This is a genomic window from Dyadobacter jiangsuensis, assembly GCF_003014695.1.
GTDB lineage: Bacteria > Bacteroidota > Bacteroidia > Cytophagales > Spirosomataceae > Dyadobacter > Dyadobacter jiangsuensis.
Genome location: NZ_PYAS01000001.1, coordinates 550,595 through 575,037, shown reverse-complemented (window position 1 = coordinate 575,037; position 24,443 = coordinate 550,595). Strand labels below are relative to the sequence as shown.

The 24,443-nt window shown below is 52.2% G+C and carries 20 protein-coding genes; 8 read left to right on the top strand and 12 right to left on the bottom strand.

Translation table 11 applies throughout. The annotated features are described in order from the left end of the window. Positions 1 to 3: 3 nt before the first annotated feature. Complete coding sequence (locus CLV60_RS02135; RefSeq protein ID WP_106593723.1) at positions 4 to 1,203, bottom strand: MFS transporter; 1,200 nt, start codon at positions 1,201 to 1,203, stop codon at positions 4 to 6. Positions 1,204 to 1,342: 139 nt separating this feature from the next. On the opposite strand from CLV60_RS02135, the gene CLV60_RS02130 reads away from it, so the two are divergent. Next, on the top strand, positions 1,343 to 2,506 hold the full coding sequence (locus CLV60_RS02130; protein WP_106593722.1) for a hypothetical protein: 1,164 nt from the start codon (positions 1,343 to 1,345) through the stop codon (positions 2,504 to 2,506). A 111-nt stretch (positions 2,507 to 2,617) separates the two neighbouring features. On the opposite strand, the gene CLV60_RS02125 is transcribed toward CLV60_RS02130, so the two are convergent. After that, complete coding sequence (locus CLV60_RS02125; protein ID WP_106593721.1) at positions 2,618 to 3,304, bottom strand: porin family protein; 687 nt, start codon at positions 3,302 to 3,304, stop codon at positions 2,618 to 2,620. A gap of 69 nt (positions 3,305 to 3,373) precedes the next feature. Here CLV60_RS02125 and CLV60_RS02120 point away from each other — a divergent pair, with 69 nt between their 5' ends. After that, positions 3,374 to 3,808 (top strand): TfoX/Sxy family protein, encoded by a 435-nt coding sequence (locus CLV60_RS02120; RefSeq protein WP_229210773.1) that lies wholly within the window; start codon positions 3,374 to 3,376, stop codon positions 3,806 to 3,808. A 100-nt stretch (positions 3,809 to 3,908) separates the two neighbouring features. After that, positions 3,909 to 4,835 (top strand): DUF3078 domain-containing protein, encoded by a 927-nt coding sequence (locus CLV60_RS02115; protein WP_106593720.1) that lies wholly within the window; start codon positions 3,909 to 3,911, stop codon positions 4,833 to 4,835. On the opposite strand, the gene CLV60_RS02110 is transcribed toward CLV60_RS02115, so the two are convergent. Further along, positions 4,836 to 5,747, bottom strand: a complete 912-nt coding sequence (locus CLV60_RS02110) for a ClpXP adapter SpxH family protein (protein WP_106593719.1) — start codon at positions 5,745 to 5,747, stop codon at positions 4,836 to 4,838. It abuts the gene before it with no gap. 121 nt (positions 5,748 to 5,868) lie between these two features. Between CLV60_RS02110 and CLV60_RS02105 the strand changes: the two genes are divergently transcribed. From CLV60_RS02105 to CLV60_RS02085, 5 genes are all read left to right on the top strand, one after another. Further along, a complete protein-coding gene (locus CLV60_RS02105; protein WP_106593939.1) occupies positions 5,869 to 6,225 on the top strand; it encodes a winged helix-turn-helix transcriptional regulator in 357 nt (118 codons plus the stop codon). Positions 6,226 to 6,305: 80 nt separating this feature from the next. Beyond that, on the top strand, positions 6,306 to 7,043 hold the full coding sequence (locus CLV60_RS02100; protein WP_106593718.1) for a porin family protein: 738 nt from the start codon (positions 6,306 to 6,308) through the stop codon (positions 7,041 to 7,043). Between the two features lie 6 nt (positions 7,044 to 7,049). Next, complete coding sequence (locus tag CLV60_RS02095; protein WP_106593717.1) at positions 7,050 to 8,453, top strand: AraC family transcriptional regulator; 1,404 nt, start codon at positions 7,050 to 7,052, stop codon at positions 8,451 to 8,453. Positions 8,454 to 8,528: 75 nt separating this feature from the next. Then, a complete protein-coding gene (locus CLV60_RS02090; RefSeq protein ID WP_106593716.1) occupies positions 8,529 to 8,720 on the top strand; it encodes a cold-shock protein in 192 nt (63 codons plus the stop codon). 160 nt (positions 8,721 to 8,880) lie between these two features. After that, positions 8,881 to 12,018 carry a ligand-binding sensor domain-containing protein gene (locus CLV60_RS02085; RefSeq protein ID WP_146151510.1) on the top strand — a complete coding sequence of 1,046 codons (3,138 nt, stop codon included), beginning with the start codon at positions 8,881 to 8,883 and terminating at the stop codon, positions 12,016 to 12,018. 10 nt (positions 12,019 to 12,028) lie between these two features. Here CLV60_RS02085 and CLV60_RS02080 read toward each other — a convergent pair whose 3' ends face one another. The 9 genes from CLV60_RS02080 to CLV60_RS02040 form a co-directional block, all read right to left on the bottom strand. Then, a complete protein-coding gene (locus CLV60_RS02080; RefSeq protein ID WP_106593714.1) occupies positions 12,029 to 12,676 on the bottom strand; it encodes a response regulator in 648 nt (215 codons plus the stop codon). A 96-nt stretch (positions 12,677 to 12,772) separates the two neighbouring features. After that, complete coding sequence (locus CLV60_RS02075; protein WP_106593713.1) at positions 12,773 to 13,210, bottom strand: response regulator; 438 nt, start codon at positions 13,208 to 13,210, stop codon at positions 12,773 to 12,775. An 89-nt stretch (positions 13,211 to 13,299) separates the two neighbouring features. Next, positions 13,300 to 14,622, bottom strand: coding sequence for a T9SS type A sorting domain-containing protein (locus CLV60_RS02070; RefSeq protein WP_146151509.1), 1,323 nt, complete (start codon positions 14,620 to 14,622; stop codon positions 13,300 to 13,302). A gap of 83 nt (positions 14,623 to 14,705) precedes the next feature. After that, complete coding sequence (locus tag CLV60_RS02065; RefSeq protein WP_106593711.1) at positions 14,706 to 15,458, bottom strand: hypothetical protein; 753 nt, start codon at positions 15,456 to 15,458, stop codon at positions 14,706 to 14,708. Positions 15,459 to 15,488: 30 nt separating this feature from the next. Further along, positions 15,489 to 16,373 carry a tail fiber domain-containing protein gene (locus CLV60_RS02060; protein WP_106593710.1) on the bottom strand — a complete coding sequence of 295 codons (885 nt, stop codon included), beginning with the start codon at positions 16,371 to 16,373 and terminating at the stop codon, positions 15,489 to 15,491. Positions 16,374 to 16,426: 53 nt separating this feature from the next. Beyond that, the gene (locus tag CLV60_RS02055) at positions 16,427 to 17,152 is read right to left on the bottom strand and encodes a hypothetical protein (RefSeq protein ID WP_229210772.1); all 726 of its coding nucleotides are present in this window, start codon (positions 17,150 to 17,152) and stop codon (positions 16,427 to 16,429) included. A 257-nt stretch (positions 17,153 to 17,409) separates the two neighbouring features. Next, the gene (locus CLV60_RS02050) at positions 17,410 to 18,537 is read right to left on the bottom strand and encodes a hypothetical protein (RefSeq protein ID WP_106593709.1); all 1,128 of its coding nucleotides are present in this window, start codon (positions 18,535 to 18,537) and stop codon (positions 17,410 to 17,412) included. Positions 18,538 to 18,621: 84 nt separating this feature from the next. Then, positions 18,622 to 19,827 carry a hypothetical protein gene (locus CLV60_RS02045; RefSeq protein WP_106593708.1) on the bottom strand — a complete coding sequence of 402 codons (1,206 nt, stop codon included), beginning with the start codon at positions 19,825 to 19,827 and terminating at the stop codon, positions 18,622 to 18,624. A gap of 337 nt (positions 19,828 to 20,164) precedes the next feature. Further along, positions 20,165 to 24,289 carry a hybrid sensor histidine kinase/response regulator transcription factor gene (locus CLV60_RS02040; protein WP_229210793.1) on the bottom strand — a complete coding sequence of 1,375 codons (4,125 nt, stop codon included), beginning with the start codon at positions 24,287 to 24,289 and terminating at the stop codon, positions 20,165 to 20,167. Positions 24,290 to 24,443: the final 154 nt, after the last annotated feature.

The following is a 24,443-nucleotide window of genomic DNA, read 5'->3' as shown; positions in this document are numbered from 1 at the left end:
CTCCTACTGAGCTACTTGCGATTTCCGTTCCGTTATGGCATACCATTGCAGGATCGTGAAAGCGGCGATGAGCAAGGGAGCGGCGATCAGGTTCACGACATTCCACCCCCAACGGTCGAGCGCTGCGCCGGCAGTGAAGGATGATAAGGTAGCAACGGCGTATACCATGAAGTCATGAAAAGCCTGGCTTTGGGCTCTGCCGCCCGTCGCGTACGACTTTGTAAGCAGTGCGGTGCCGCCGATAAACATGAAGTTCCAGCCAACGCCCAGGAAGATCAGCCCGGTGGTGAAATGGAACAGTTCCGTACCCGACAGCGCCAGGGATAAATGGAGAAGGAATATCAGAATCCCGCAGGAAATGACCCGAACCGCGCCAAAACGCTGAATAAGGTCACCGGTAAAAAAGGACGGCACAAACATGCCCAGCACATGCCATTGTATGACGAGCGAGGAATCATCGGCATTGTAGCCGCAGAGCTTCATCGTGATGGGCGTGGCGGTCATGACCATCACCATCACGGCTGACCCTACCGTCGAAGAGGCGATGGCGGCAATGAATGCGGGGCGTTTCAGAATCTCCGAAAGCGTGCGCTCTCCCTGCGCAGTTTCCTGGACAGCCGCCTGATGCGTGTCGTGCCGGATGCGCGAAACGGCCGCGACTGCCAGCAGCGACAGCCCCATGATCGACAAATAGGAATACAGGAAAGGGATTTCGCCGATGTCTTTGGTAAGCCGCGCAATGGACGGCCCCGCCACAGCCGCAAACACCCCTCCCGAAACGACCCACGAAATGGCCTTGCTGCGGTCGGCCTCCGGCACGGATTCCGCCGCCGCGAAACGGTAATACTGTGAAAAGCCCTGATATGCCCCGACAAACATATTACCGACGACGAAAAGCCAGAAATTAACCAGATAGATCCCCAGCGAAGTCAATGCCCCGGCCAGGAATCCCAGCCCGATCCCGATGATAAAGCCCGTTTTCCGGCCGTATTTTTTCATCAGCATCGATGCGGGAATCAATGCTGACGCTGTGCCGATGCTGACTACTGCGACGGGTAACGTTGCCAGCGCTTTGTCGGCAGCCAGATTATACCCGACAAGCCCCGACAATGCCGCGACCAATATGCCCACCGTCTGAAAAAAAGCCTGGCCGGCTACCAACGGGAAGATACTTGCAAGAAAACGGCCTTTCGGATCAGTCATAACAGGACTTCTTCATTTAATCGGGCGAAACCAACGCAATATTATGGTTATGCCCGAAACGTCCACACCTTTCAGTAGGTTATTTCGATTCGCCTCTTTCGTTTTGCTATTTTTAATCCCGTAAGGAAAACAATCCGATATGCATATACCTTCTCCGGACGAAGTGCGGGCCATTGCGGCAATCTCCGACCCGACGATCCGTAACCTGCGCATCACGCAATGCTATTGCGAACTTTCGGCAGCATTTATCGGCCGCACCGGCCCGGTTGCCAACTGGTGTACGTTTGCCACCTGGGCTTCGAAGCAGGCCGGCCAGAGCATCCGGCGCGAAGATCTGCTCCGAAGCGTGGAAGCCCGGCTGAACCTGGCCCAGCTGGAAGAGTTGAAGGTCCTCTGGCGCGTAGCCGATGAACTGGGAATCAATACCGGTTTGGAGCAAAAGCTGCACGGCATTATCCGCAACACCTGGCTTGCGGGCATTATCAACGGTATCAGCGAAGCCGTAGGCCGGGGTAACCGCAAAGTCTTCGAGGAAATAGGCTGGGAATTTGCGCGGTTCTTTTCTTCCGGTTTCGGTGACGAGGCTTTCGATCAGCAGCGCTTGGACGCTTTTTGCGCGACTTTGCGGCCAGGCAATCCACCCGACGGCCAGCAATATCTTAAACAGGCCTTTGCCCATTACCACGAGGCATTCTTTGAACAGGATGCCCAGCTACAAACGGAGTTACAGCTATTGGCCAATCTTGAAATCGGGTTTCATGAACAGACCCGCCTGCAACCGGAAATCGCGGCCTCGCTGAATGCAGCATTTACCGCTGACAAGGAGATTGTCCGCAAGAAGATCACCGATGCCTTTTTCCCGCCCGACAGCTGGCTGGCGCGGGCACGCCTGGCATACCTGAAAATCACGGGCAGGAAATCCCGGCTGGACGCGGCGATCGATCAACTCATGAATCGCTTGCAGGGTATCGTCCGCGAACAACTCACGGCGCATCTCATGACGTTGACAATCCCGCCCGATCTGCGTTTGTCACTGGGCAGGGATTTGAACAAGCCTTACCCGGCTGCTTTGCTGCACCTCTCGTACCCGGGCCTGACGGCATTGCTCTCACAAATAGATCCCACGCCCGATAACCTGGCTCAAAGCGGCGCGGTCGACTGGGCCGATTTGCCGGATCGCATGCATTTCATCGCAGAACTTTTCCGCTGTTACCACCTCGATCTGGCTCTTTATCACGATGCATTTACCCCGCAGCAAGTTGTTTTTATGAAGGAAGGAAAATTACCTTCGGGGCGGCTATGAAATAATCCATTGCGACTATTGGTAAGTCTTCAAAACAATTGAGCAAGAATTATTTTTTTCTTTCATGCGCATTGAAATAAGAAATTAAACGCACAAAAAAAGCTTACCTGATTATTTTTTAACAGGTATTAAAACTCCCAGATGTATGGATATACCTTTATTGTATACATCTCCGTTGGCCGCCAGCTTTCTTAATCCGTAATGATATCTTGCTTCTGTAAATATCTTGCCAAATTGTAACGGATAACTAACTCCGGCGCCGCCCGTCAATCCAAAATCGAATACCCGGTAGCCATGCGGTTGAGTCAGATCATATTCCATATAAGTATCCTCGACCAATACCCCCTCCTCGTATTTCCGGGTAGTTGTTTCTATTTTCTGAGGCCCTAAACGGAAGCGAAATTCGGGTCCCAGAGAAACGATACCCTCGAATTTACCGAACCGCGGCTTATATTGAAACAACACAGGAACTTCCACATAACCCAGCAAAATCTCACCAAACATCCGGGTCCTTTGCCGGGTGCTGCCCACAAGCCATTCCCCATCAATATCAAATTTTGCGCCGCGCTTTGAAAACCCCGGCTCTATTTGCAGACTAAAATATCGATGGAAAGGAATATTCAATAGCAGTGCCGCATTTATACCGGCTTTCGAATCATAATCAATTGGACTTGGCACTCGCATATTCGAGAAATTGACACCGCCGCGGAGGCCAACATTCATTTGGGCACTCGCATCACGGCAAAGAAATAAGAACAAAGCCGCGGAAATAATGGAAAACCGTATCATTTTTTTCATGAACTAATAGAGATTTGTGAGTTAGCTTATTCCAGAAACGGAAAGGATTAGTTATTCGATATTCCATGAATGCAGATTTTACAGCTTTTAGGTTTGCAAAAATATAACTACCTTAAATCGGGCTATTTCATCTTTCATTATATGGCATTCAACGAAATATTGAGCGATCGCATCCGGGAAGCATTGTCGGAGCAGGAAAACGTAGTCGAGAAGCGGATGTTCGGAGGCATTTGTTATATGGTCAACGATAAAATGTGCGTGGGGGTAATCGGCGAAGAGATGATGTGCCGCGTGGGGGAAGAAGCCTTCGAGTCGGCTCTCGAACGTCCGGGGTGCCGTGAAATGGATTTTGCCAGTCGGCCCATGAAAGGTTACGTGTATGTGAGCGACGAGGGCATGCGTACGCGCGAGGATTTCCAGTATTGGATCAATCTTTGTCTGGCCCACAATCCGCAGGCCAACGCTTCGAAAAAGAAAACCGCAACAAAAAAGGCCAAATTGTGAAAGCAAGCCCTTTTCGAGCAAATTTTAACGTCCAAAAACTTGCTTGAAAAGCCCAAACGCGGATATATTCGCCCGATTGTTAAATAGTATTTTTTCGGGTATGCACACAAGGACGGTAATTCCGGTTGTAGTTTTTCTTCTTATTTTCTCATTATCAGCAGCATTTGCACAAAACAAAGCAGAGTTCGCCAACGCCATCAATGCCGGCCGGCTCAAAACAGCCAAAGATACAGCCTGGCATAAGATCGAATTCGGGGCAAATCTCAACCAGGGGTCGTTTTCTTCCAACTGGACAGGCGGGGGCGTCAACTCCGTGGCGCTCGGTGTGTTTTTCAATGCATTGAACGAAAAGAAGAAGGGGAAGAACTCGTGGCGCAACGATTTCCAGTCGCAATACGGCATTGTCCGTAACAAGGGCCAGGAAAGCCGGAAGAACGTCGACCGGATTTTCTTCGATACCAAATATAACCGCGAGCTCTCCCCGAAATGGAGCTTCTTCGCCAACATCAACTTCCTGTCGCAGTTTGCCGCGGGTTATGAATACAGCGCCGCCACCGATACGGTTGCGTTCAAGAAAAAGGTTTCCGGCCTGTTTTCGCCTGCTTACCTGACCGAAGCGATCGGTATCGAGTACCGCCCGGCCCCCTATTTTTTCGTGGACCTGGCACCGGGCGCATTGCGGCAGACAATCGTCGCCGACCGCGACTTGTACGTCAACACGCCCGACCAGAAGAACTACGGCGTTCCCATAGGCAAGCGTGTGCGTACGGAAGCCGCGCTGATCCAGCTCGTAGCCAACTTTGACAAAGACATTGCCAAGGATGTCAATCTGAAATTCCGGTACCTGATGTTTTCAACCTTTCAGGATCCGCTGGAAATCGATAACCGCCTAGACGCCCAGCTGACGGCCAAGATCAACAAGTATGTGAATGTGAACCTGGGCGCTATCATGGTCTACGATAAAGATCAGAGTACCAAAATCCAGTTCGCCCAGGCGTTGAGCATCGGCTTCCTTTTTGCGCTGTAATCAGGAAACCGGGGATTTCCATAAGATACCGTTCGGCGTTGCATAGGTTTGCAAAAAGCCGTCCTTCGCGAGTGTGCTGAGTTGATTTTCGGCAGTGTCAAAATCCTGACCTGCCAGCACGGCAAATTCCTGGGTAGTGAGCGTCGGATACTTACTGAACAAATCCTGCCAGTTTTTGCTGTACCAGGCCTTTGGCGCGCCCGGATGCATTTTGGCAATCGCGCCTTCGAACACCTCGTAGGGTTTAAATCCGTACACTTTCTCATGCCGGCCTTCCCTGTTGAATACCAAGAGCGTAGGAAAGCCCCGGACCGCCCATTGAGCTGCCAGTTGCAGATCTTCCTGGAAAAGCACTACCGCACGGGTCCGGTAATCCTGTTCAAACAGCGCGACGTCCAGCCCGGCATAGCCTGCCGCTTCCGACAAATGCTCCCAGCGAGTGATGTTCTTCTTTTCCAGGAACACCATTTCCCTGATCCGCCGAAGGAACACGATGGCTTTGTCCTCATCCTGTATTTGCGCCGCTTTGAAAGCTACGGACGGCGGATAAGACGAATGTAAGGGATCTTCCAGCCACACGTCGCCCACGATAGGCATCTTGTAATAATGGCTCACCTCGTCCCAATGCGGCGCCACGTCCGTCGGCTTGCTGATGCCCCCGCTGTTATAGGACCAGTCGGGCAGCAAGCCGCCCATCCGGTATTCAACCTCCACCAGTTGTCCGTATTCCAGTTTCAGTTTCCGAAGCTGCGGCTCGATCCCCCAGCATGTGGAGCAGATCGGGTCGGTGAAGTAAATGATTTTGACCGGCTTTGTACCGGGTTCGATAGTGCCTTCAATGTTTTCAACAGGCGCCGACGGCAGTTCACAAATGCCGCTTTCGGTGTCGCAGAGCAATGGATTGTTTTTCATACACGAAAGTACCCTCCGCCCGGTTTCCGATTGTTATGAATTTCCCTTTGGTAACCAGTTACCTCTTGGAAACTATCAAGCGCGGTTTTACCTTTACGGACAACCCTATCAGGCAAAGAGCATGAAGAAACAGGCATCGTGCAATACCTCACAGCAATGCAGGAAAAGAATCCTCGCGATCAAGGACGCCATGGAGATCCTTTCGGGCAAATGGAAGTTCCATATTTTGGGAACGCTGCTGCTCAATGATAAAATGCGTTTCATGGACTTGCTGCGCGAAGTGGATGGCATTGCCGCCAAAATGCTCTCCAAGGAATTGCACGATATGGAAATGAACCAGCTCATCACCCGCCGCGTCCTGGACACGAAGCCCGTAACCGTGGAATACGAGCTCACCGAATACGGCCGATCCGTGGAGCCGATCATCAACGAAATCGCCGGCTGGGGAATGCTCTACCGCAAGGGCGTGGTGGCGTAATAAACACGAATAGACCTCCGGTTACTTAAAGTTTTTTTGTTAATTGCCGCCGATCTATTGTACCAAAAAACGAACTAGCCATGCGACCATTACCAAAACTCCTCAAAGTAGCCCTATCCGCAACTGCCTGCTATCTGATGGCCAACACAGCCCATGCTCAAATGAGCCTGGGATTGAAGGGAGGCGTCAATTTCAGCACCATTTCAGCCCAAAACAGCGGTATCGGCAATTTCGAAAACCGGACCGCCCCCAATTTTGCGGTGATCTTTAATTATCAGTTGGGACCTGCATTCAGCATTCAGGCCGAACCGGGTTTTTCGTCCCGCGGGGCAACTGTCCACCCGGTTCAAGAAGAGCCGGGTGTCGTCCTAACTCCCGGCTGGCCCTATCAACGGGCAGTGAAGGGAGTGGCCAAGTTCAATTATTTCGAATTGCCGATTGTGGCACAATACCGGCCTCACCTGACCGAAAAACTCGAAGCCATTATTTCGGCCGGACCTGAAATTCGCTTCCGTACCGGACCACAGAAGCTGGAAACCACCACCGCAACTTACATCAGCGGCGAGAAAACATCGTCGGTTACAATCACGAAATCCTACTCGGGCGGCGAAGCAGTAAGCACGTTCGACGCGGGCTTGACGGCCGGTGCGGGCGTTGCATATCCGATAGGCCGTTTTAAATTGTTTTTAGAAGGACGCTATCACCTGGGCTTGTACAATATTGCATCCAGCGCCGATGATCGGCGTGATGATGCTGTTAAAATTCACAATCGTGGCGCCTCGGTAGTTCTGGGCGTGACGGTACCCATACTCAAATAATCCATTATGCTGCCTGTAAATCTACCGTCCGCCCCCATATCCATCGCCGTTCTTCCATTTAATAACCTGAGCAGCGATCCCGAAGAAGAGTATTTCAGTGACGGTGTAACGGAGGAGATTATCAATGTGCTAAGTCGTGTGCCCGGCTTGCAGGTGGCGGGCCGGACATCGGCTTTCACATTCAAGGGCAAAGCATACGACCCGCAATCCGTCGGAGCGCAGCTGCAAGTCGGGCATATCCTGGAAGGCAGCCTGCATACCTCCGCCAGCCAGCTGCATATTACCGCCAAACTGGTGAATGCCGCAAATGGTACCGCCATCTGGTCTGAGCAATACGACCGGGAGCTGGAAGACATATTCGATGTGCAGGAGGAGATTGCACAGGCCATATTGGGCGCGGTGAAAATTGAGCTATTGGGTGAAGAGCCCGCAATGACATTCAAACGCTATACCCACAACAAGGAAGCTTACCAGCTTTATCTCCGGGCCCGGTATTACCACAACAAGTTCGGGGGAAGCGACGATTACCACAAAGCCATCGGGTATTTCCGGGAAGCGCTGGAAATCGACCCTGCTTATGCGATAGCCTACTCCGGCATTGCTTCCTGTTATCTGAACATGTGGTTTTACCGCCATATGCCGGCGGCGAAGGCTTTGCCCCTGATGAAAGAAGCCACGGGGCAAGCGCTCGCGCTCGACGACACCATTGCGGAAAGTTACCTCGCCCTCGCGCGCATGCAAATGCTGTACGAATGGGATTTCACCGCCGCGTCCGAGTCGTTCGCGAAGGCGCTGGAACTCAATTGGAATACGGCCGACCTCCATGGGCAGTACGCATTGTACCTCGCCCTGACCGACCACCCTGCGAAAGCTGAGGCAGAAGCCGCCCTGGCGCTGACGCTCGAACCATTCTCGCTGATCAACAATTTTTACGCTGCCTATGTATATTGGATTTCTGCCCGGTTCGACCTCGCCGTTGAGCAGGGACGTAAACTGGTAGCGTTGGACCCGGCTTTCTGGGGCGGACACATGATCACGGGGCTCAATCTGATCACGCTAAAACAATATCCGGCAGCCCAGGACGCGCTTGAAGCGGCATTGGAAATCAATTATAACGGCATTACGCTCAGCGCATGCGGAGTACTTTTCGGCTTGTCGGGCGAAATTGAAAGCGCGCGCGATATTCTCACGCAAATGAACGCATTGCACCAAACGAGTGTCGTGTCGGACTATGATATGGGGATCGTCAACGCATCGATCGGCGAAACCGAGACTGCGCTTGCGCATTTCCATGCGGCCATCGACAAACACGAGCCGCCGATGCTTTTCTTTAAGTATATCATAAGAGACTGGCTTTCAGGAAATTTATATGACGAGCGTTACCGAAGGCTGGTTGCCGTCCGCCATTAATTTTACAATTACCATATTTGCGTTACAACATCAGAATTTTATCCTACCTTTGAAGCTTAACAAAAAAGTAAAAGTATGAACAAGGGAAGGGTTAAGTTTTTTAATGAAACGAAAGGTTTCGGCTTCATTACTCCGGAAGATGGAGGAAATGACATTTTTGTACACACATCAGGGCTGAAAGACAATGTTCGTGAAAACGACCTTGTAACTTACGAAGTAGAGAACGGCCGGAAAGGTCTCAATGCTGTGAACGTTACGTTAGCCTGAGCCATCGCTTGACTCGGCATACAAAAAATCCTCCTTCCCGGAGGATTTTTTGTTTTAAGGACTTCGCACTACACATGAGCGACTACCGCGCATTTCGTTCATCGAAATACGTAGAATAATTTCTATATTGTCGATCATTCAGTACGCATTAGCCTTACCAGTGAATACAAGCGCCCATCCTTTTTATCTTTTGTTCTTTTTCCTGTTTTGCAATCCACTCTGTGCCTGGTCTCAACATGCCCGTCAGCCAGTAGTAGAGGAATTCCGCGTTGAACACTACACCGACGAGGATGGCCTGCCGCAAAACAGTGTGTATGCCATCGCGCAGGATGAACTGGGCTATATGTGGCTGTCTACCCAGCGCGGTCTAGCGCGGTTCGACGGCAAGAATTTCAAAGTTTTCGACGATTTCGGGAAAACCTATTCCGCGGCTAGCATCGGCTCTTTCCATATTGACCCACGTCCGGCCCCGGTCGGCTTTTTCGCGTTGAACGACGACTGGGAGTTTATTCACGTGCACCAGGGCAAGGCTACCCTCGACTCCGGCCTGCATCAATTCATTAAGCAGCAACCTTTTCTGTACCCTAGAAAGCACGAGGGGCATATCATGGAACGCCATCCAAGGCTTTACTACGGAAATCCTTATCCCAACTACGCGGTGTATCCCGTCGGCCGTGACCGCTTTTTCGTATTCAACGGCACCACGCTGGCTTACTACAAGCAAAAAAAGCGGGCGGGCAGCATCGGGTGGATCGATGAAGTTCCCTGGCACTTCTTCCGCACCGGAAATAACCTATATCACCTTAAAAATGGCCAACTCAGCCAGTTTCCCATTGATTCGACACCCTTCGGTCCGCGACCGGCCGTTTTAAGAGGGCCGCTCACCCAGGAGACTTTATACCGTCAAGGCAATTACCGAATGTACTGGAACAATGCAACGGAACAGACATTCATACAGCTGGGCACCTCGGTCTACCGGCTGGTACCCGAGCGGAATGGTGATTTAAACTCCGAACTGATCCTGACCGGGTTTGATTTTATCAAAGAACAGATCAACGCTATTTATTACGACGCCAAGGCCCAGCGCATCTTTATCGGCAGCCAGCTCAGCGGCCTTTTTGTATTAACCCGAAAAAAATTCAGCGCGCTGGCATCGCCCTACCCCAACACCGACCAGGTGTACTACGGGCAAACGCTGATCGACAAAAACACCATATTATCCAACCAGGGCATTGCCTACACCACCGACGGCTCCGGAAACATCACAAGCAGGCAGCTCCCACTGGTTACCAGCAGCGTGTTTTGGGACAAATCCAGTATTCTGAAAGACCATAACGGCTTCATTTGGTGTAAACGCGCTACCAGGCTGATGATGCTCACTCCCGACGGATCGGCCATGAAACTCGCCTGGACATTGCCGTCGGAAATCACGCAACTCTACCAGGGGGCCGATAAGACGATCTGGATCGCGACGCGAACGGAAGGCCTGTTTTCCATCAGCGCACCTTTCACGATTAACAGCCAGCCCTTGCCATTCCTCAAAGGGCCGCTCACCAATGTATCGTGGGTGGTGGAACAACCGGCCGGGACGCTCTGGGTCGGGACCGGCCAGGGGCTGTTTAAGGTTATACGGAAAACGAAGCAAGTTTCGGAAATCAGGGGATTGGAGGGTATCTATATCCGGAGCCTCTACCTCTCGCCCAATAATACCGAGCTGTGGGTAACGACCTACAAAGACGGCTTTTTTCTGCTTAGAAACGGAAAACTGACGCACTTCCCACTCGACCGCAAAGGCTATCTGGCCAATGCACACTGCATTGTTGAAGACAGAAACGGCTTTTTCTGGATTCCGACCAACCGCGGATTGTTTCAGGTATTAAAAAAAGACCTCTGGGATTATGCCGACAGACCGGCTGAGCTGTACTATCATCACTACTCGAAAACCGACGGGTTCAACACCAACGAATTCAATGGAGGGTGCGAACCCTGTGCGGTCCGGCTGCCTTCGGGAATAGTGTCGTTGCCCTCCATCAATGGATTGGTGTGGTTCAAACCGGAACAAGTTCCGGCGGAAATGCCCGATAAGAAAATTGTCATCGACCGGATCGAGATCGACCAGAAAACCCTGCTCGCGCCCCAGAAGCATATTTCCTTCCTGCAAAGTCAAAAGCAGCTGAAATTGGAGGTTAACACGCCGTTTTTCGGGAATGATTACAATGTCGAATTTTCCTATGCACTGGCTGAGCGCGGCAGCACACCTGCTGCCACCGACTGGCTCGCCATCGACGCGCCGGTTGCCAACAAGGCGACGATCAACATTTCCACCCTCGGCAAAGGGCATTATACCCTGCATGTTCGTAAAAAGAATGGCTTCGGCACCGGTAATTACGGGTACGAAACCCTCGACATCGACGTGCCGCCATTCTGGTACCAGACCTGGTGGTTTTACCTCTCGATCCTGCTGGCGGCTTTTCTGGCTGCATTCTTCTACCTGAAATACCGGATCCGGTCGGTGCAGCGAAGGAGCCGGCTGCTCGAACTTCAGATCAATGAGCGTACCAGCCAGTTGCAGGGTACGTTACGCGATCTGGAAAGTTCCCAAAACGAGCTTCTGAGCCAGATGCACCTGCAATCACGCCTGATGGCCTCCATCGCACACGACGTCCGCTCCCCACTCGGGGCAGCCATTATCGTCGCGGGTGAAATGCAGAAGATGATCGAGCGGCAACAGTTCGATATGGTGTCGCTTTTTGGCAAAAATATTGAGGATGCATTGCGCATGGTGAAGGGATCACTGGAAGACCTGCTGGCCTATGTAAAAATCCAGGTCTACAAACACGAGCCGAAGAGTGAAACCGTATCACTGCACGAGTTGCTGGAAGAGAATATGCAGCTCTACGGTAAAAACACGAAAATCAATTCCAACACATTCCTGAACCTGATACCCGCCGGCACGTTCATCGAAACGCACCAGCAACTGCTGAAAATCGTGATCCACAATATCATCGACAATGCCAACAAGTACACCGACAGCGGCGAGATCAGGGCTTATATTGCCCACCAAAACAACCGGCTGCAGCTGATCATCGAAGACACCGGCCGGGGAATATCCAAAGATCTGCTTGCATGGTTTATGGAAGACATACCCCTACCAGCATCATCGCCGCAGACCGGGATAGGACTTGCGATGATCAAGGAGCTGGCGCCGTCGGTGACCGATCGCATTGAAATGGAACGGCTCGAACCCGGTACGAGGGTGACATTGACGTTCCGGGCATTTTCGCAAAGTGGTACCTGACGATCGGAAGTCAGGGGCGTTCCGGAATTTCGGGCTCCCTGATTTTGGCAGCCAGGTCGATCACATTATCAACGCCCAGTTTTTCGAAGATTCTTGCCTTGTAAGTGCTGACGGTATTGGATTGAATGTCGAGGTGGGCAGCTATTTCCTTCACCCATTTACCGGCAATCAACAACTCGGTGATCTCCCTTTCCCGACCAGAGAGGCTTTTAATACCGAAGGGGCGCGTCCGCTTCTGCTTGCCGTACGTCGCCACATCGAGTAACCGCTCCTGAACCGCCTGGCTTACATAGCGGCTCTTTTTAACCACGGTCATAATGGCCTTGATGGTCTCGCTTTTTTCGGCGGTCTTGGATAGGAACCCGTTTGCGCCGGCGGCGATGAATGCGAGTGCGTTCTGTTGCTCATCGGCCGCGGAACACACCAGAATCGGCGTTTCGGGTTGAAACTGGCGGATTCTGCCCACCATTCCGGTCCCCTGTCCACCGGGAAGTTCGATATCGAGCAGGATCAGATCATACGCATTACCACGCATACGGGCAATTGCATGGTCGAAACTATCCGATTCGTCGATGCTGGCCTGGCTGTAAAGCTCTTGCAGCACAATTTTCATACTCATCCGAACCAGAAAGTGATCTTCAACGACAAGGATGTTCATGAGCTAAACGTATAGTAGAGGTTTTCCTATAAAACAATATGCAATTGTAGTAATAATTCGCAAATCATCATTTCTTAAATTTGCTAAAATCAAAACTTAGCCTTTCCGACGATTTTCAGGACCAGCCGCAATATCCGACAGGAGTATTTGCTGAATATCAAAACTGATAAACCGCAATCGTTGCGAGGCGCGGTGCAATGCCTCCGCTACCTCCACCGCGTCGGACTTCCTGGAAATTAACGCAGTGATGCCGGCCTTTGCAAATGCATAAATATATTCAAATTCATCGCCTAAATACACCACCACCGCTGCCTGCGGATTGGCCTTCTTAAAAGTATCGAGCAAAGCGATGTTTTTTCCATCGGCCACACCGACATCGAGGACCACGATGCTCGCGGGTTGGCCGAAAGTTACTGCAATCGCTTTTTGAAGCGTTTCCGCTTCGAAGATGGTAATATCAGGAAATTCACCGATGATAATGGTGCGTAAACCGATGTTCAGAGTGGGGTTATCCGTAACGATCAATATCGCCATGTTGCAGAGCGAGGTTATTCTTTTTAATGGGTGCAGGTTATTCTCCCGGGCTTATGAACAAAGCCCGGGAGAAGCCGGATGTCTTTGCGCTACCTGGTAACGGCTACTTTGTGTGTGCTGATAGTGCCGTCAAACAGGGTCACGGTTACGATATAGACGCCAGGCGTTAGTTTCCTGACATCGATTCCGTCGTTGGACACCTTTTGAACCTGCATAAAGTTCTGTCCGGCAGTATTTTTAACCGATACTTCCTTCACTTTGACATAACTGTCGATCAGTAATCTGTCCGACACCGGGTTAGGATAAGGCCTTATCGCCTCCCCTTTCACCTGCACATTACGGATCGCGCTATACGCGTAGGTATCGTCCTTGTCCACCATTTTCAGGCGATAGAGATTCTCGCCAGCCAGCGGCGCAATATCCGTGAACTTATAATTTACGAGTACTTTGCTTTCGCCCGTAGATGCCACCGAGCCGATCATAGCCCATTTCTTGCCATCGGCGCTGCGCTCCACTTCGAAGCGATCGCTGTTGGTTTCCTCCGTCGTTGCCCAGGCGAGCAGCGCGGTTTTCCCTTCCGCAACGGCCGTAAAGCGGGTGAGTGTCACCGGCAACGGCAGCGTAAGCGACGCGAATGTATAGGCCGTATAGGTGTTCGGTGCGAGTGGCGAAATGGTGGTGATAGAACCGGCCGTCAGATCGCTCGTGCCGCCCAGTATCGAGGTTACATCCACCTTCGAAGGAATCGCTACCCATTGTACACCGTCCCATCCTACAATCGATAGTTTGTTGAGCTGGTTGGTTGTCAACGTGCCGATCGCACTTCCGGCATCCCATGTCAAGGTCAGCGGAGTTGCATTGGTGCCGTCAATATCCCAATACTCAATCGTGCTCACGACGTCCACATTCGTACCCATGTTGCTGGTCGGGAAAGGCCCGCCGGTTGGTAGCGGCGCATAATTGGAACCTGTAAAAAGGTTGCTCGTAACGGCGGTGTTGGCATCGGCATGGAAGTAAGCGCCCATTACCCCGTCGGCGGAAGCCGCAAACTGGCCCACAAAACCGTTGTCGCCCACGGGAAACACGAATGCGCCCGCTCCGTACTTGCGTACGTACCCATCCACGTAACCCGCGTCGGACGCGCCTGTGGAAGTAAGGTTATCACCTGCGAAGTTGAGCACACCGAAATTCCCAGCCGCACGTTCGGTCAGGATTACGCCCGGCTGAGCGCCCCCGCCTCCGGTCACGAAATTATGGTTGCTGAAAAACGTCATCTCGGCCCCGCCGAAAATCGTCGTATTTCCCTGGCTGCCCTCCTGGGCCTGGGCCAGGTGCCCTGTTAGCAGAAGGGCTGCCGAGGCCGCCATGCTGAGCCATCCTTTTCTAGACGGGTTGGTATATTCTCGTTTCATTGATTCGTCTGTTTGTGGCATTAGGAAACCCTAACGACCTGTTGCGTTACTGTGGAAATTGAAATAATCTCAATTAATCAATTCTAGTTTTTATTACAATCGATACGGGTACCGGAGAAAAAAATCGCGGCGGTAGTCACCGAATCCGGCTTGACCCCGCTGACATGATCGGAATTTATCTGAAACGTTACCTTATCACCTGCTATAAAATAATTGGCAGAGGTTATGTCCTGCCAAGCCCCAACTCCATATGCCAATTCCGGCGAAACAGTATGACTTAAAAGACCCTTAGATACTGAAATCAAATCGATAGAGGTATTTCTGGTGCCAGTATTCCCGATAGCAACATTATAAGTGCCCACCGACCCGTGAAAGATATAGAATCCATTCTCAGGGATGGTATACTCCCCGGTTGCACTATTATAGGCACCGGATGGAGAGTAAGAAACATTGCCGGCAATCAGCTTTACAGGGGAATACACGCCGGCATCAGCTACTGGTGTAGTTGTATCATCCCCCTTCGCATCAAAGCTGGCACACCCTGCCCCGCTCGTTTGCCAGCTTCCCCCACCATTGGCATCGGAGGTAAATACTTTTCCAGCACCCTCAGTACCATCGGTAATGGTGACCTGCCCTGTCGTCTTGTCAATTCTCGTTTTACGTCCGGGCGTAGAGGCTTCCACTTCCAGGTTGGAATTCGGCTCGATGGTCGTTGGATTGGCTCCAATCTTCACCTGGGCAAAAGCGACGGAACAACCGGTAAGCAATACAACTGTAAACAGCGCCCTTGCTACCTTACTTCCGCAAGTATTAGATAATAGATATTGTGTTTTCATGTCGATATCGATGAGATTTAAAATGTTCGTTTACCGGCTCACGGATTTTGTGTTCTCCGCGCCGTTAAGCATATTTTCTACTTGGGTTAACCGCTTGCCGAACTCTGCATAGGCATCCTCTTTAAGCTTCAACTCCGCGCTAAGCTGAGCTTTCTCCTTTTTCAGCAGTTCTACTTCGTCGCTGAGCTCCTGCACCGATTTCACCAGCATCGGCACCAGCTTGCTGTAATCTACCTGCCAGGGTTTAACCTTTTCATCGGCACCGCCAACGGTAACCGCTTGCGGGTATACCTTGTGCAGCTCCTGGGCCAGTACACCTGTGGAAAGTGTTTTCCTGGAATCGGATTTGAAATTATAATCGTACACCCTGACCGCTTTCAGCGCCTCTAACCCGAATCGGGTCGAATGAATGTTCTCTTTCAGACGCTGGTCCGAGGTAGTATTGTAAATGACCCCTGCTACGCCATCGTACAGGATCGCCCCCACGCCGCCCGGAACGCCATCCACACTGAAAATGGCAAACGAGTGTTCAATCGTACCGGATGGTTTGGAAAGGTGAAGCGGCGCACCGCCTCTCCGCTGAATGCCAACCCAGCAATCGCCCGCGCCGGCGCTGATCTCGACTCCGTCCATATTGGATGTTCCCGTCCAGATTACCCCGGTTTGTGTGCCGGTTTGGGATAGGATCTTGGTCGTCCCCCGGATATCCAGGTAGGATTGCGGCGCGGCAGTGTTAATGCCGACGGCGCCGGATTCCATTACGACGGTGTGCGTGTTGGCGACCGACTCCACGTCCAGCTGAGCTCCCGGTGTGATTGCTGTGGGGTTTAATCCGATTTTTACCTGCGCAAAAGATGCATTCGGAACCGCCGCAGCAGCAAAAAGCATCATGGATAATAGTCGTCTTGTTTTCATAAAGAATCGTTGTGTTTTAACTAATAATCATTGAGAATATGGTTGCTGATCCGTTAGTCGATCTTCGTGACGGTCATGTATGCACGGCCGCAAGTACCGGTCCAGATGTTGTTTACCGGCGGGTTGCCGTCGGTTTGCATGGTGTAGCCTTCCAGCGAGATACCGTCGCCGGCATTCAGTTTTCCCGTATAAACCACCGATTGCCAGTCACCGGCGGTGAGGCCCATCGGGCTGGTACCTTTGAAGATCGGGCCGCCATTCTCGGACACTACCCAGATCCGCGTCCACAACGTTACGCCTGCACCTGTTGTACTGATACACGACAAGCCGACCTGCACCGAGTAGGTTCCGGCCACCGGAACGATAAACCGCTTGGTACTTGCGTTCCAGTCCGCTGCACCTAGCGTAGGGACAAGCGGAAGCCGCTGGTCGATCTGATCGTGGGTAGTGAAGGTGGGGATCGTAGCCAGGCCGGTAATGGCCCCGCTGAATGCAGTAACCGGAATCGCCAGTTCCGACTGGCTTTGCCAGGTTGCTACGCCATTCGCGTCGGAGGTCAGCACCTTTTTGTCGCCCTGCGAGCCGTCGGCGATGGTTAGTTTCCCCGTAGTTTTGTGAATGCTGATTTTTTTCGTCGGATCAGCACTTTCAACTTCAAGGTTGTTGTTGGGATCGATCGTTGTAGGATTGGAGCCAATCTTTACCTGACCGAAAGTGGCAGCGCCTGTTGCCAGGGTCATCGTGAGCGCCAGAGCCGAAAGGAGTCGAATTGCTTTCATGTAGTGATTTGTTTGTGGAACTTTGGTTGAGTTTGAAACAGAACAAACCTACTACCCCCGGATTATTTGAGCCTGTCGACATCAGAAATAGTTATCGTAGACTAAGCCCTACAAAGTAGAATTTATACTACTTTACAATAGGAATAATTCGCGTAATCAACTCCTGAATATCGACAAGAGCAATCCCGCTACAAAGCAAAAAAGTCTGCAAACCAGTGGAATGCAGACGCTCAGTATTCTTTAAAATATACTATTTCTCAACCCGCCCCCACGTAGCTACGGATATCAAAAACATTTAGACCCAGTACCACGGGAATCCCAGGTGAGGACTTAAACTGGATTGTCGTCGATCCGGGGGCAGTCGTGATCGTGTTCGAAATCGCCGATGAAGCTACGGGGCAGTAAGCCGGCCAGTCTCCAATCGCCGCAAGGCCTTTGATAAGCGTTTGTTCCATTGGAGTGAAGTCGGCGTCCGATGTGAGGGTGAGGGTAATACCGTCGGCCGCAAGTATGGAGCCCACCGCGTGGGTAAGGCTTCCGCTGTCTCCGAAATAGGTCTGCCAGTCGGAACTGTCGATCCACGGCGGAGTCGACTGCGACGCCCAGGCCTGGTGCAGCAACGAGGAATTGTACCATTGTCCAGGCGTGACGGTTACCACCGCAAAATGATCGAATTGTATGGAAACAGTGATTTTGCTCGACGCAAACTTCCTGCTTACGAGAAACGCCGCCGAACTGCCGGTCCATATCCCGAAATAGTTGGGGTCATCGCCCGGCACCCAGGAATTGGAAACGTCCGGGTCGTCGTCGGTCGAGTCGAAGAAGAAACTCGTTCCGGGCGATGCGCGTAATGTGTTTTTAAGGTCTGAAAACGAAGGGAAAAAGTCGGCAGGTTTCGCATTTGGGCCTTCATAGGGTTCCAGCGCCGCCTGCGCACCGCTGATCAGCAGTTGGGTGGCAAGGTCGGAGCGACCTATATTGGCCACCGAGGGGGCATTCACCATCGCCCATTGAAACCACACCGTCGGCAAGGTATTGGCGGGGGGCGGAGGCGAAAGCGTTTTCAGATAAGCCTGCCACTGAGCATAGGTATCGGCACCGATGTCTTCCACGAAAGCGCTCTCCGGGAACGACAGCCCGTTCACCACCGCGGCATACTGGCTGAAAAACGTCGGCTGCTGATAATACCAGCGGTTGTATTTGAGCGTGGCGGGAGGTACTACATTGAAACAATCCCACAGGGCCTGATCGCTTACAGGCACACCCGGCGGTTGCAGCAACTGGAAATGCCGGATGGATAAGTTGAGACTGGCGGCCAACCGGTTGTACCATCCGTCGGTAACGGCTGTCATCGTTTCGGCAGGGCTATCGTAGGTAGTTATCATTTTGCTTCCTGAATGATGGTTTCCGGGCACACGGTAAAAATCAAAAGAAGAAGGCTGGGATCACCCAGCCTTCCAAAGCAAACATTATGCAGCAGCCAGAATTTCGGCAGCAAATGCCTTGGCTGATTCGAAGAGCGAAATGCCCAGGCTCGAAGAATGGCCCACAAACTCACCGGCCGACAATACATTCACGCCCAGCACCACAGGTACACCCGGAATGCTGCTGGTAGTGATGGTCATATTGCCTTCCTGGTTAAACGACACACGGTTGGTCGACGTGCTGCCGCTATCACCGGAATAGAACGGCCAGAAACCGGACGAGCCGCTGGAAGTGATCGTCTGCTGATCGACAGAAGAATACTTCGCATTGGATGTAATGGTAATGGACATACCCGACGCAACGATCACGTTCGCCGAGAAATATTGCATGTTACCGTTCGGCCCGAATGTGTTGTTCCAGTTGATCGACGATTTATCGCTCCATGGATTGCCCGTTTGGTTGGCATAAGCCAGGCCCATTGCGGACGAGTAGTACCATGCACCCGGCGTGTTGGAAAACACCAGGATACGTTCAAAACTGGCGTCCACCGTAACATTGCTGGAAGCAAATTGCTCGCTGAGCGTCGAGGTGGAGCTGCTACCGCCCCACAGGCCGAAGAAGCCCGAGGTGGAGCCGCCAGCCCATGAGGTGCTTACATTTTTGTTCATGGTACCGCTGTTGAAATTGAAAGAGCGGGAAGGTGCGCTGGCCAGTTGGTTAACCATATCAGCGTAGTTCAGCTGCCAGTCGAAGTTGACCGGCAGGCCCTTTTCATTGGTATACACTAATGTGAGCTCATTCTGTGCCGTAGCGATGGGGTCGAGCAGAATGGCCGCGTAATCGGACGAACCGATGTTGGCCACCTCCGGCGCGTTGAACATCGCCCAGTTTCTGAACATGGTCGGGATCTGGTTCATGCTCGGTGCAGGTTGTGTTTGCACGTAGGCATGCCACGCCGCAAAGTTTTCGGCTCCGATATCCGCTTTCACGTCAATCTGCCGCGAAGGGACCAGTGCCGAAAGCAAGCCTCTGTAATTGTTATAAAACTGGTTACCACCGCTGGCAACAAACTGGGCGGTCAGTGTTTTCGGAGGGATATTGTTATAGTAAGCCCAGAAAGTCGGGTTTGCGGCAGTGCCGCTGGCGATCGGAGGTGCTGGCTGAATGATCTGAAAAGATTCCTCGCTCTGGCCTAATCCCTGGATCAAACCGTTGTACCAGCCGTTTTGTAAATCAAGAAAATTGCTCATTGTGACGTATGAATAATCCCCTGTTGTAAGACGTGCAGGATCCGTCCCCGTAATGATGCCTTTACAGGTAAGCCCGTTTTTTCAAGTGGTAGCTGATCTCCACCGTACAAAAGCTTTTGCCCGACAAAGGTTCGTAGAAATAATTCTTCAAAAACGACTACAAACACGTGTTTTGAAAAACAGGTGTTTACACTTGTTGGGGAGAAGGAGGATGGAAGGGGAGGAAAGGGAGGAGGGAGGAAGGGGAAGATGGGGGAAGGGTAAGATGGAGGAAAGGGAAGAGAGGGAAGTTTCCCCTTCCTCCCTTTCCTCCCCTTCCTCCCTTTCCTCCCTCTCCTTAAATTTCTACCTCCCCGGATTCCAACGCATATTCGGTAGGCGTTTTACCGAACTGTTTCTTGAATTCCCGGCTGAAATACTTCCGGTCGTCGTACCCTACGGCGTAGGCGACTTCGTAGATGGTCATTTTTTGCTGCCGCAAAAGTTGCGCGGCCCTTTTGAGACGGATCGATTTCAGGAAATCATTGACCGAAAGGTCTGTCACCGCTTTGAGTTTCTTATACAGCACCGACTGGCTCATCCCGATCTTTTCTGTCAGCATGGCCACGCCGAAATCCGGATTGTCCATCAGCTCCTCCGTAATCGCAACGATCCGGGACAGGAATTGCTCGTCCAGGGATTCAATCACCACATTCTGCGGCTGAAGCGTAATCTGGCGACTGTATTTTTGCTGCATGAGTTTCCTGGAAGCCAGCAGGTTCCGGACATTCAATTCCAGCAACTGGATACTGAAAGGCTTCGGGATGTAAGCATCCGCACCGGTTTTCAACCCGCTAAGCTGGTGGTTCAGCGAGGCTTTGGCCGTCAGCAGGATCACCGGAATATGGCTCGTACGCTCGTCGGTTTTCAGTTTCGCACACAATGCAAGCCCGTCCATTTCCGCCATCATCACGTCGCTGATAATCAGTTCGGGAATAGATTCGGTAGCCGTCGCCCAGCCCTGTTCGCCGTTTTCAGCCTGAACAATGCGGTAACGCCCGCCCAGCGCCCCGGCGATAAACGCCCGCACTTCTTCATTGTCTTCCACGAGCAGCACCACAGGTTTATCACCTTCGGGTTCCGCCACGCCTAACGCCGCAGCTTCCGCCAGAAGATTTGTTTCACCCGTGGCCATGGCCGCCTGCGTTTCCAGCTGTTCCGCTGCAAAATGCCCGTTTCCTTTTCGGAGCGTGATCGTGAAGCAGGTTCTCCCCTTCCGGTGCTGCTCCTCCACTGTACTTTCAACTGCGAGCTCCCCTTTGTGCAATTCCACAATGCTTTTGGAAAGCGCCAGCCCGATTCCGTAACCGGTGTTCTGCTTGCCGTGGTCGTAAATCTGGAAGAAGTTAGCAAACAGCTTACCGAGGTATTGCGGCGCAATGCCGATGCCGTCGTCTTCGATGCGGATCTTCACCCAATCGTTGTGTTCCGTGACTTTGAGCAAAACCTTCCCACCATCGTGCGTAAACTTGTATGCGTTGCTGAGCAGGTTGAAAATCACCTTCTCCATTTGCCCGGCGTCGAAATACAGCGAAGTTTCTTCGGCCTCATATTCAAACACCGATTCGATTTTCCGGTGCTGCGAAATGAAGCTGAAATCGCTGAAAACACCTCGCAGAAACGGCACGAGGTCGTTGTGCGTCACGTGCAATGCGAGGTGGTTGGTCTCGGCTTTCCGGAAATCCATCAGCTCGCTCACAAGCCGGAGCAGCCGGTTCGCATTTTTGCGTACCAGCGAGAGATTCGTTTGCACCTCCTCGTCCTGTTGGCGCGCCAGCATAAGCCCTTCCACAGGCCCCTGTATGAGCGTCAGGTGCGTACGGATCTCGTGCGAGACATTGGTGAAAAAATTCAGTTTTACCTGGTGCAGCTCATGTTCCCGCTTGAAAAGCGCGGTCATATAAAAGTACCGGGTTACAAAAAGCACGACCGCAAGCGCCGCAACCACATACAGGCAATACGCCCACCAGGTTTTCCATACCGGCGGCAGAACGTGGATTGTGATACTGGCAGGCGCTTTGCTCCAAATTCCATCATTATTAGCTCCTTTTACCAAAAAGGTATAGGTCCCCGGCGGCAGATTGGTGTAAGTGACTGACGACGCCTTCACATAGTTCCAGTCCTTTTCAAAGCCGTCGAGCCGGTAAGCATAAGCGTTCTTCTCGGGCTTGATGTAATTCAGCAGGGCAAAATCGATGGTAAAAATGTTCTGCGCATGCGTGAACGTGATTTCACGCGTCAGACCGATATCCTTTTGCAGCAGCTCGTCCTGCCCGCCGATGCGCACCGGCGTATTGAACAGTTTCAGCCCCGTAAACACAACTGGCGCGGCAAAATCATTGGTTTCAATAGCGGCAGGCATAAAACTCACCAGACCGTTAAGACCACCGAAAAATAGCTCGCCGGATTCATCCTGGTAATGGGTATTGGAAATAAACTCATTGCCGGGAAGTCCGTCGGCGACGGTGTAATGCTTGAAAACACGCCTGGCCGTATCGAACCGAGATAGCCCGTTGGAGGTGCTGATCCACAGATTACCCCGCTCGTCGTCGAGGATACCGAGCACATTATCGTTCGGCAGGCCGTCTTTCCGGGTAAAATTGATAAATGTATTGCTGGTACGATCGTAGCGGGTGAGCCCACCGTAATAGGAACCGATCCAGACGATTCCGCGCCGGTCTTCCAGCACGCAGTTGATAATTTTCGGGAACCGTTTTTCGGGAGATTCCCCGCGCGGCCTGATCCACTCGATACCGCCCGAATCGCTTCGAAGCACATTCACACCCTCATTGGTACCGATCCAGAGGTTGTGTTTCGAGTCTTCGTAAAAATTACGCACAAAATTCCCGCTTAGCTTAAACGGGGCCTGAGTACCGACGTTGAAATGCCGGAAAGTGCCGGTTTGTTTGTCCAGCAGGTCTACCCCCTTCTGATCGGTCCCGACCCAGAGCCGTCCGCGGCTGTCTTCGAAAACCGCACTGACATTATCCGAACTGAGCGACCCCGCATCCGCCGGATTGTTCCGAAATGCCCTGAACGTATCTCCATTGTAATAATTCAACCCGCCCAAATGCGTACCGATCCACAAGCCGCGGTTCTTATCCTGTACAATGGCTTTCACCAGATTGGAAGTCATGCCGGACGCGCCCGGTCCGCTCCTGAAATTCCGGACGGCGCCCGTGCGGATGTCGAGATGGTCGAAGCCGCCGCCCTCCGTACCGATCCACAGGTTGCCGGCCCTGTCCTTCACCACGGCGCTTACTACATTGTGGTTAATGCTGTACTTTGATTTTCCTGCCTGGTAAACCTTGAATGGTGTTTCATGCGAATACACAATGTTGACACCATTGTAGTAGGTGCCGAGCCACACCGAGCCGTTGGCATCCCGGAAAATATCATACAGTGAGTTCTGGCTCAGGCTAGTCGGGTTTTCGGCCTCGTGCTGATAGGTGGTAAATGTGCGTGTAGCCGGATCCAGAATGCTAAGCCCTTCCAGCGTCGCGATCCAGAGCTTGCCGGCCTTGTCGGTAAATATCTTGCGGATATTGTTGTGAGCCAAGCCATTAGCCCCCTCCCGTTTCTGGTAATGTGTAAATGTCTCCGTAGATGGATCCAGCAAATTCAGCCCGCCGTGCTTCGTACCTACCCATATATTACCTTTCCTGTCCTCCGCAACAGCTGTTACAAAATTGTCGCTCAACCCGCCCGTAACCGGGTAGCCCACAGCCGCATTGCCCTCGCTTTCACGCTTCGACATTCGCGCAACAAAACTCCTGAAACGGATTCCATTATTACCAAGCGTGATTCTGGTCAGCCCCGTGGTGGTTCCCACCCAAAGACGCCGCTGTGAGTCTTCGAAAATACAACGTATATCATCCCCCGCCAGGGTGGGTTCGGACGCGCCCCCATAATACTGCCTGAAACGCAAACGCTGCCGGTCGATGAGCTCATTCAGTCCGCGACCGGTACCCACCCACACTATCCCGCGGCTGTCCTCGAAAATACAGTTGACCGTATTGTTGCTGAGCTTGGCTTCCTCCCCCGGCTTCCCTGCCAGCACAGACTCGAACGAATCGCTTTCGGGTAAATAGCGGTTCAGGCCATGGCTCGTACCGACCCACAGTGTACGTTTCGAATCGCTGAGTGCCGAAAGGATATAGTTCCCGCTCAAACTACCCTTTACGGACGGCTCATGCTGGTATATTTTGAAATTACGGCCGTCAAACCGGTTGAGCCCGTAGCTGGTGCCGAGCCACATAAACCCGGCATGATCCTGCGCAATCGCCAGCACGGAATTCTGCGACAATCCGTTCTCTGCATTCAGCTTATTAAAAACCAACCGCTGGGGCGCCAGCCGCCGGGATGCCGGCCACTGTGCGTTTGCACCGGAGCGCGGCCCGCCTACGTACAACGCAATTATCATCAGGAGCACACTCCCTAATCTCATCATTTGTCGCCTCCCAGGCACAATTATGCCCACTGTTTTTTTGGTACTAAAATACGATAAAATTATCCCGCCGCTGAAAAACACCCCTATTCGAAATGGATTTTCACCCCGTCGGACGGCCCGGTTAGCG

Excerpts from the sequence above, each read along its gene's own strand:
- CLV60_RS02105 (WP_106593939.1), top strand. The coding sequence starts at position 5,869 with ATGAAGAAACAGGCATCGTGCAATACCTCACAGCAATGCAGGAAAAGA.
- CLV60_RS02065 (WP_106593711.1), bottom strand. The coding sequence starts at position 15,458 with ATGAAAACACAATATCTATTATCTAATACTTGCGGAAGTAAGGTAGCA.
- CLV60_RS02125 (WP_106593721.1), bottom strand. The coding sequence starts at position 3,304 with ATGAAAAAAATGATACGGTTTTCCATTATTTCCGCGGCTTTGTTCTTA.
- CLV60_RS02135 (WP_106593723.1), bottom strand. The coding sequence starts at position 1,203 with ATGACTGATCCGAAAGGCCGTTTTCTTGCAAGTATCTTCCCGTTGGTA.
- CLV60_RS02040 (WP_229210793.1), bottom strand. The coding sequence starts at position 24,289 with ATGATAATTGCGTTGTACGTAGGCGGGCCGCGCTCCGGTGCAAACGCA.
- CLV60_RS02070 (WP_146151509.1), bottom strand. The coding sequence starts at position 14,622 with ATGAAACGAGAATATACCAACCCGTCTAGAAAAGGATGGCTCAGCATG.
- CLV60_RS02090 (WP_106593716.1), top strand. The coding sequence starts at position 8,529 with ATGAACAAGGGAAGGGTTAAGTTTTTTAATGAAACGAAAGGTTTCGGC.
- CLV60_RS02130 (WP_106593722.1), top strand. The coding sequence starts at position 1,343 with ATGCATATACCTTCTCCGGACGAAGTGCGGGCCATTGCGGCAATCTCC.
- CLV60_RS02095 (WP_106593717.1), top strand. The coding sequence starts at position 7,050 with ATGCTGCCTGTAAATCTACCGTCCGCCCCCATATCCATCGCCGTTCTT.
- CLV60_RS02075 (WP_106593713.1), bottom strand. The coding sequence starts at position 13,210 with ATGGCGATATTGATCGTTACGGATAACCCCACTCTGAACATCGGTTTA.
- CLV60_RS02045 (WP_106593708.1), bottom strand. The coding sequence starts at position 19,827 with ATGAGCAATTTTCTTGATTTACAAAACGGCTGGTACAACGGTTTGATC.
- CLV60_RS02050 (WP_106593709.1), bottom strand. The coding sequence starts at position 18,537 with ATGATAACTACCTACGATAGCCCTGCCGAAACGATGACAGCCGTTACC.
- CLV60_RS02060 (WP_106593710.1), bottom strand. The coding sequence starts at position 16,373 with ATGAAAACAAGACGACTATTATCCATGATGCTTTTTGCTGCTGCGGCG.
- CLV60_RS02055 (WP_229210772.1), bottom strand. The coding sequence starts at position 17,152 with ATGAAAGCAATTCGACTCCTTTCGGCTCTGGCGCTCACGATGACCCTG.
- CLV60_RS02100 (WP_106593718.1), top strand. The coding sequence starts at position 6,306 with ATGCGACCATTACCAAAACTCCTCAAAGTAGCCCTATCCGCAACTGCC.
- CLV60_RS02080 (WP_106593714.1), bottom strand. The coding sequence starts at position 12,676 with ATGAACATCCTTGTCGTTGAAGATCACTTTCTGGTTCGGATGAGTATG.
- CLV60_RS02110 (WP_106593719.1), bottom strand. The coding sequence starts at position 5,747 with ATGAAAAACAATCCATTGCTCTGCGACACCGAAAGCGGCATTTGTGAA.
- CLV60_RS02115 (WP_106593720.1), top strand. The coding sequence starts at position 3,909 with ATGCACACAAGGACGGTAATTCCGGTTGTAGTTTTTCTTCTTATTTTC.
- CLV60_RS02120 (WP_229210773.1), top strand. The coding sequence starts at position 3,374 with ATGCAGATTTTACAGCTTTTAGGTTTGCAAAAATATAACTACCTTAAA.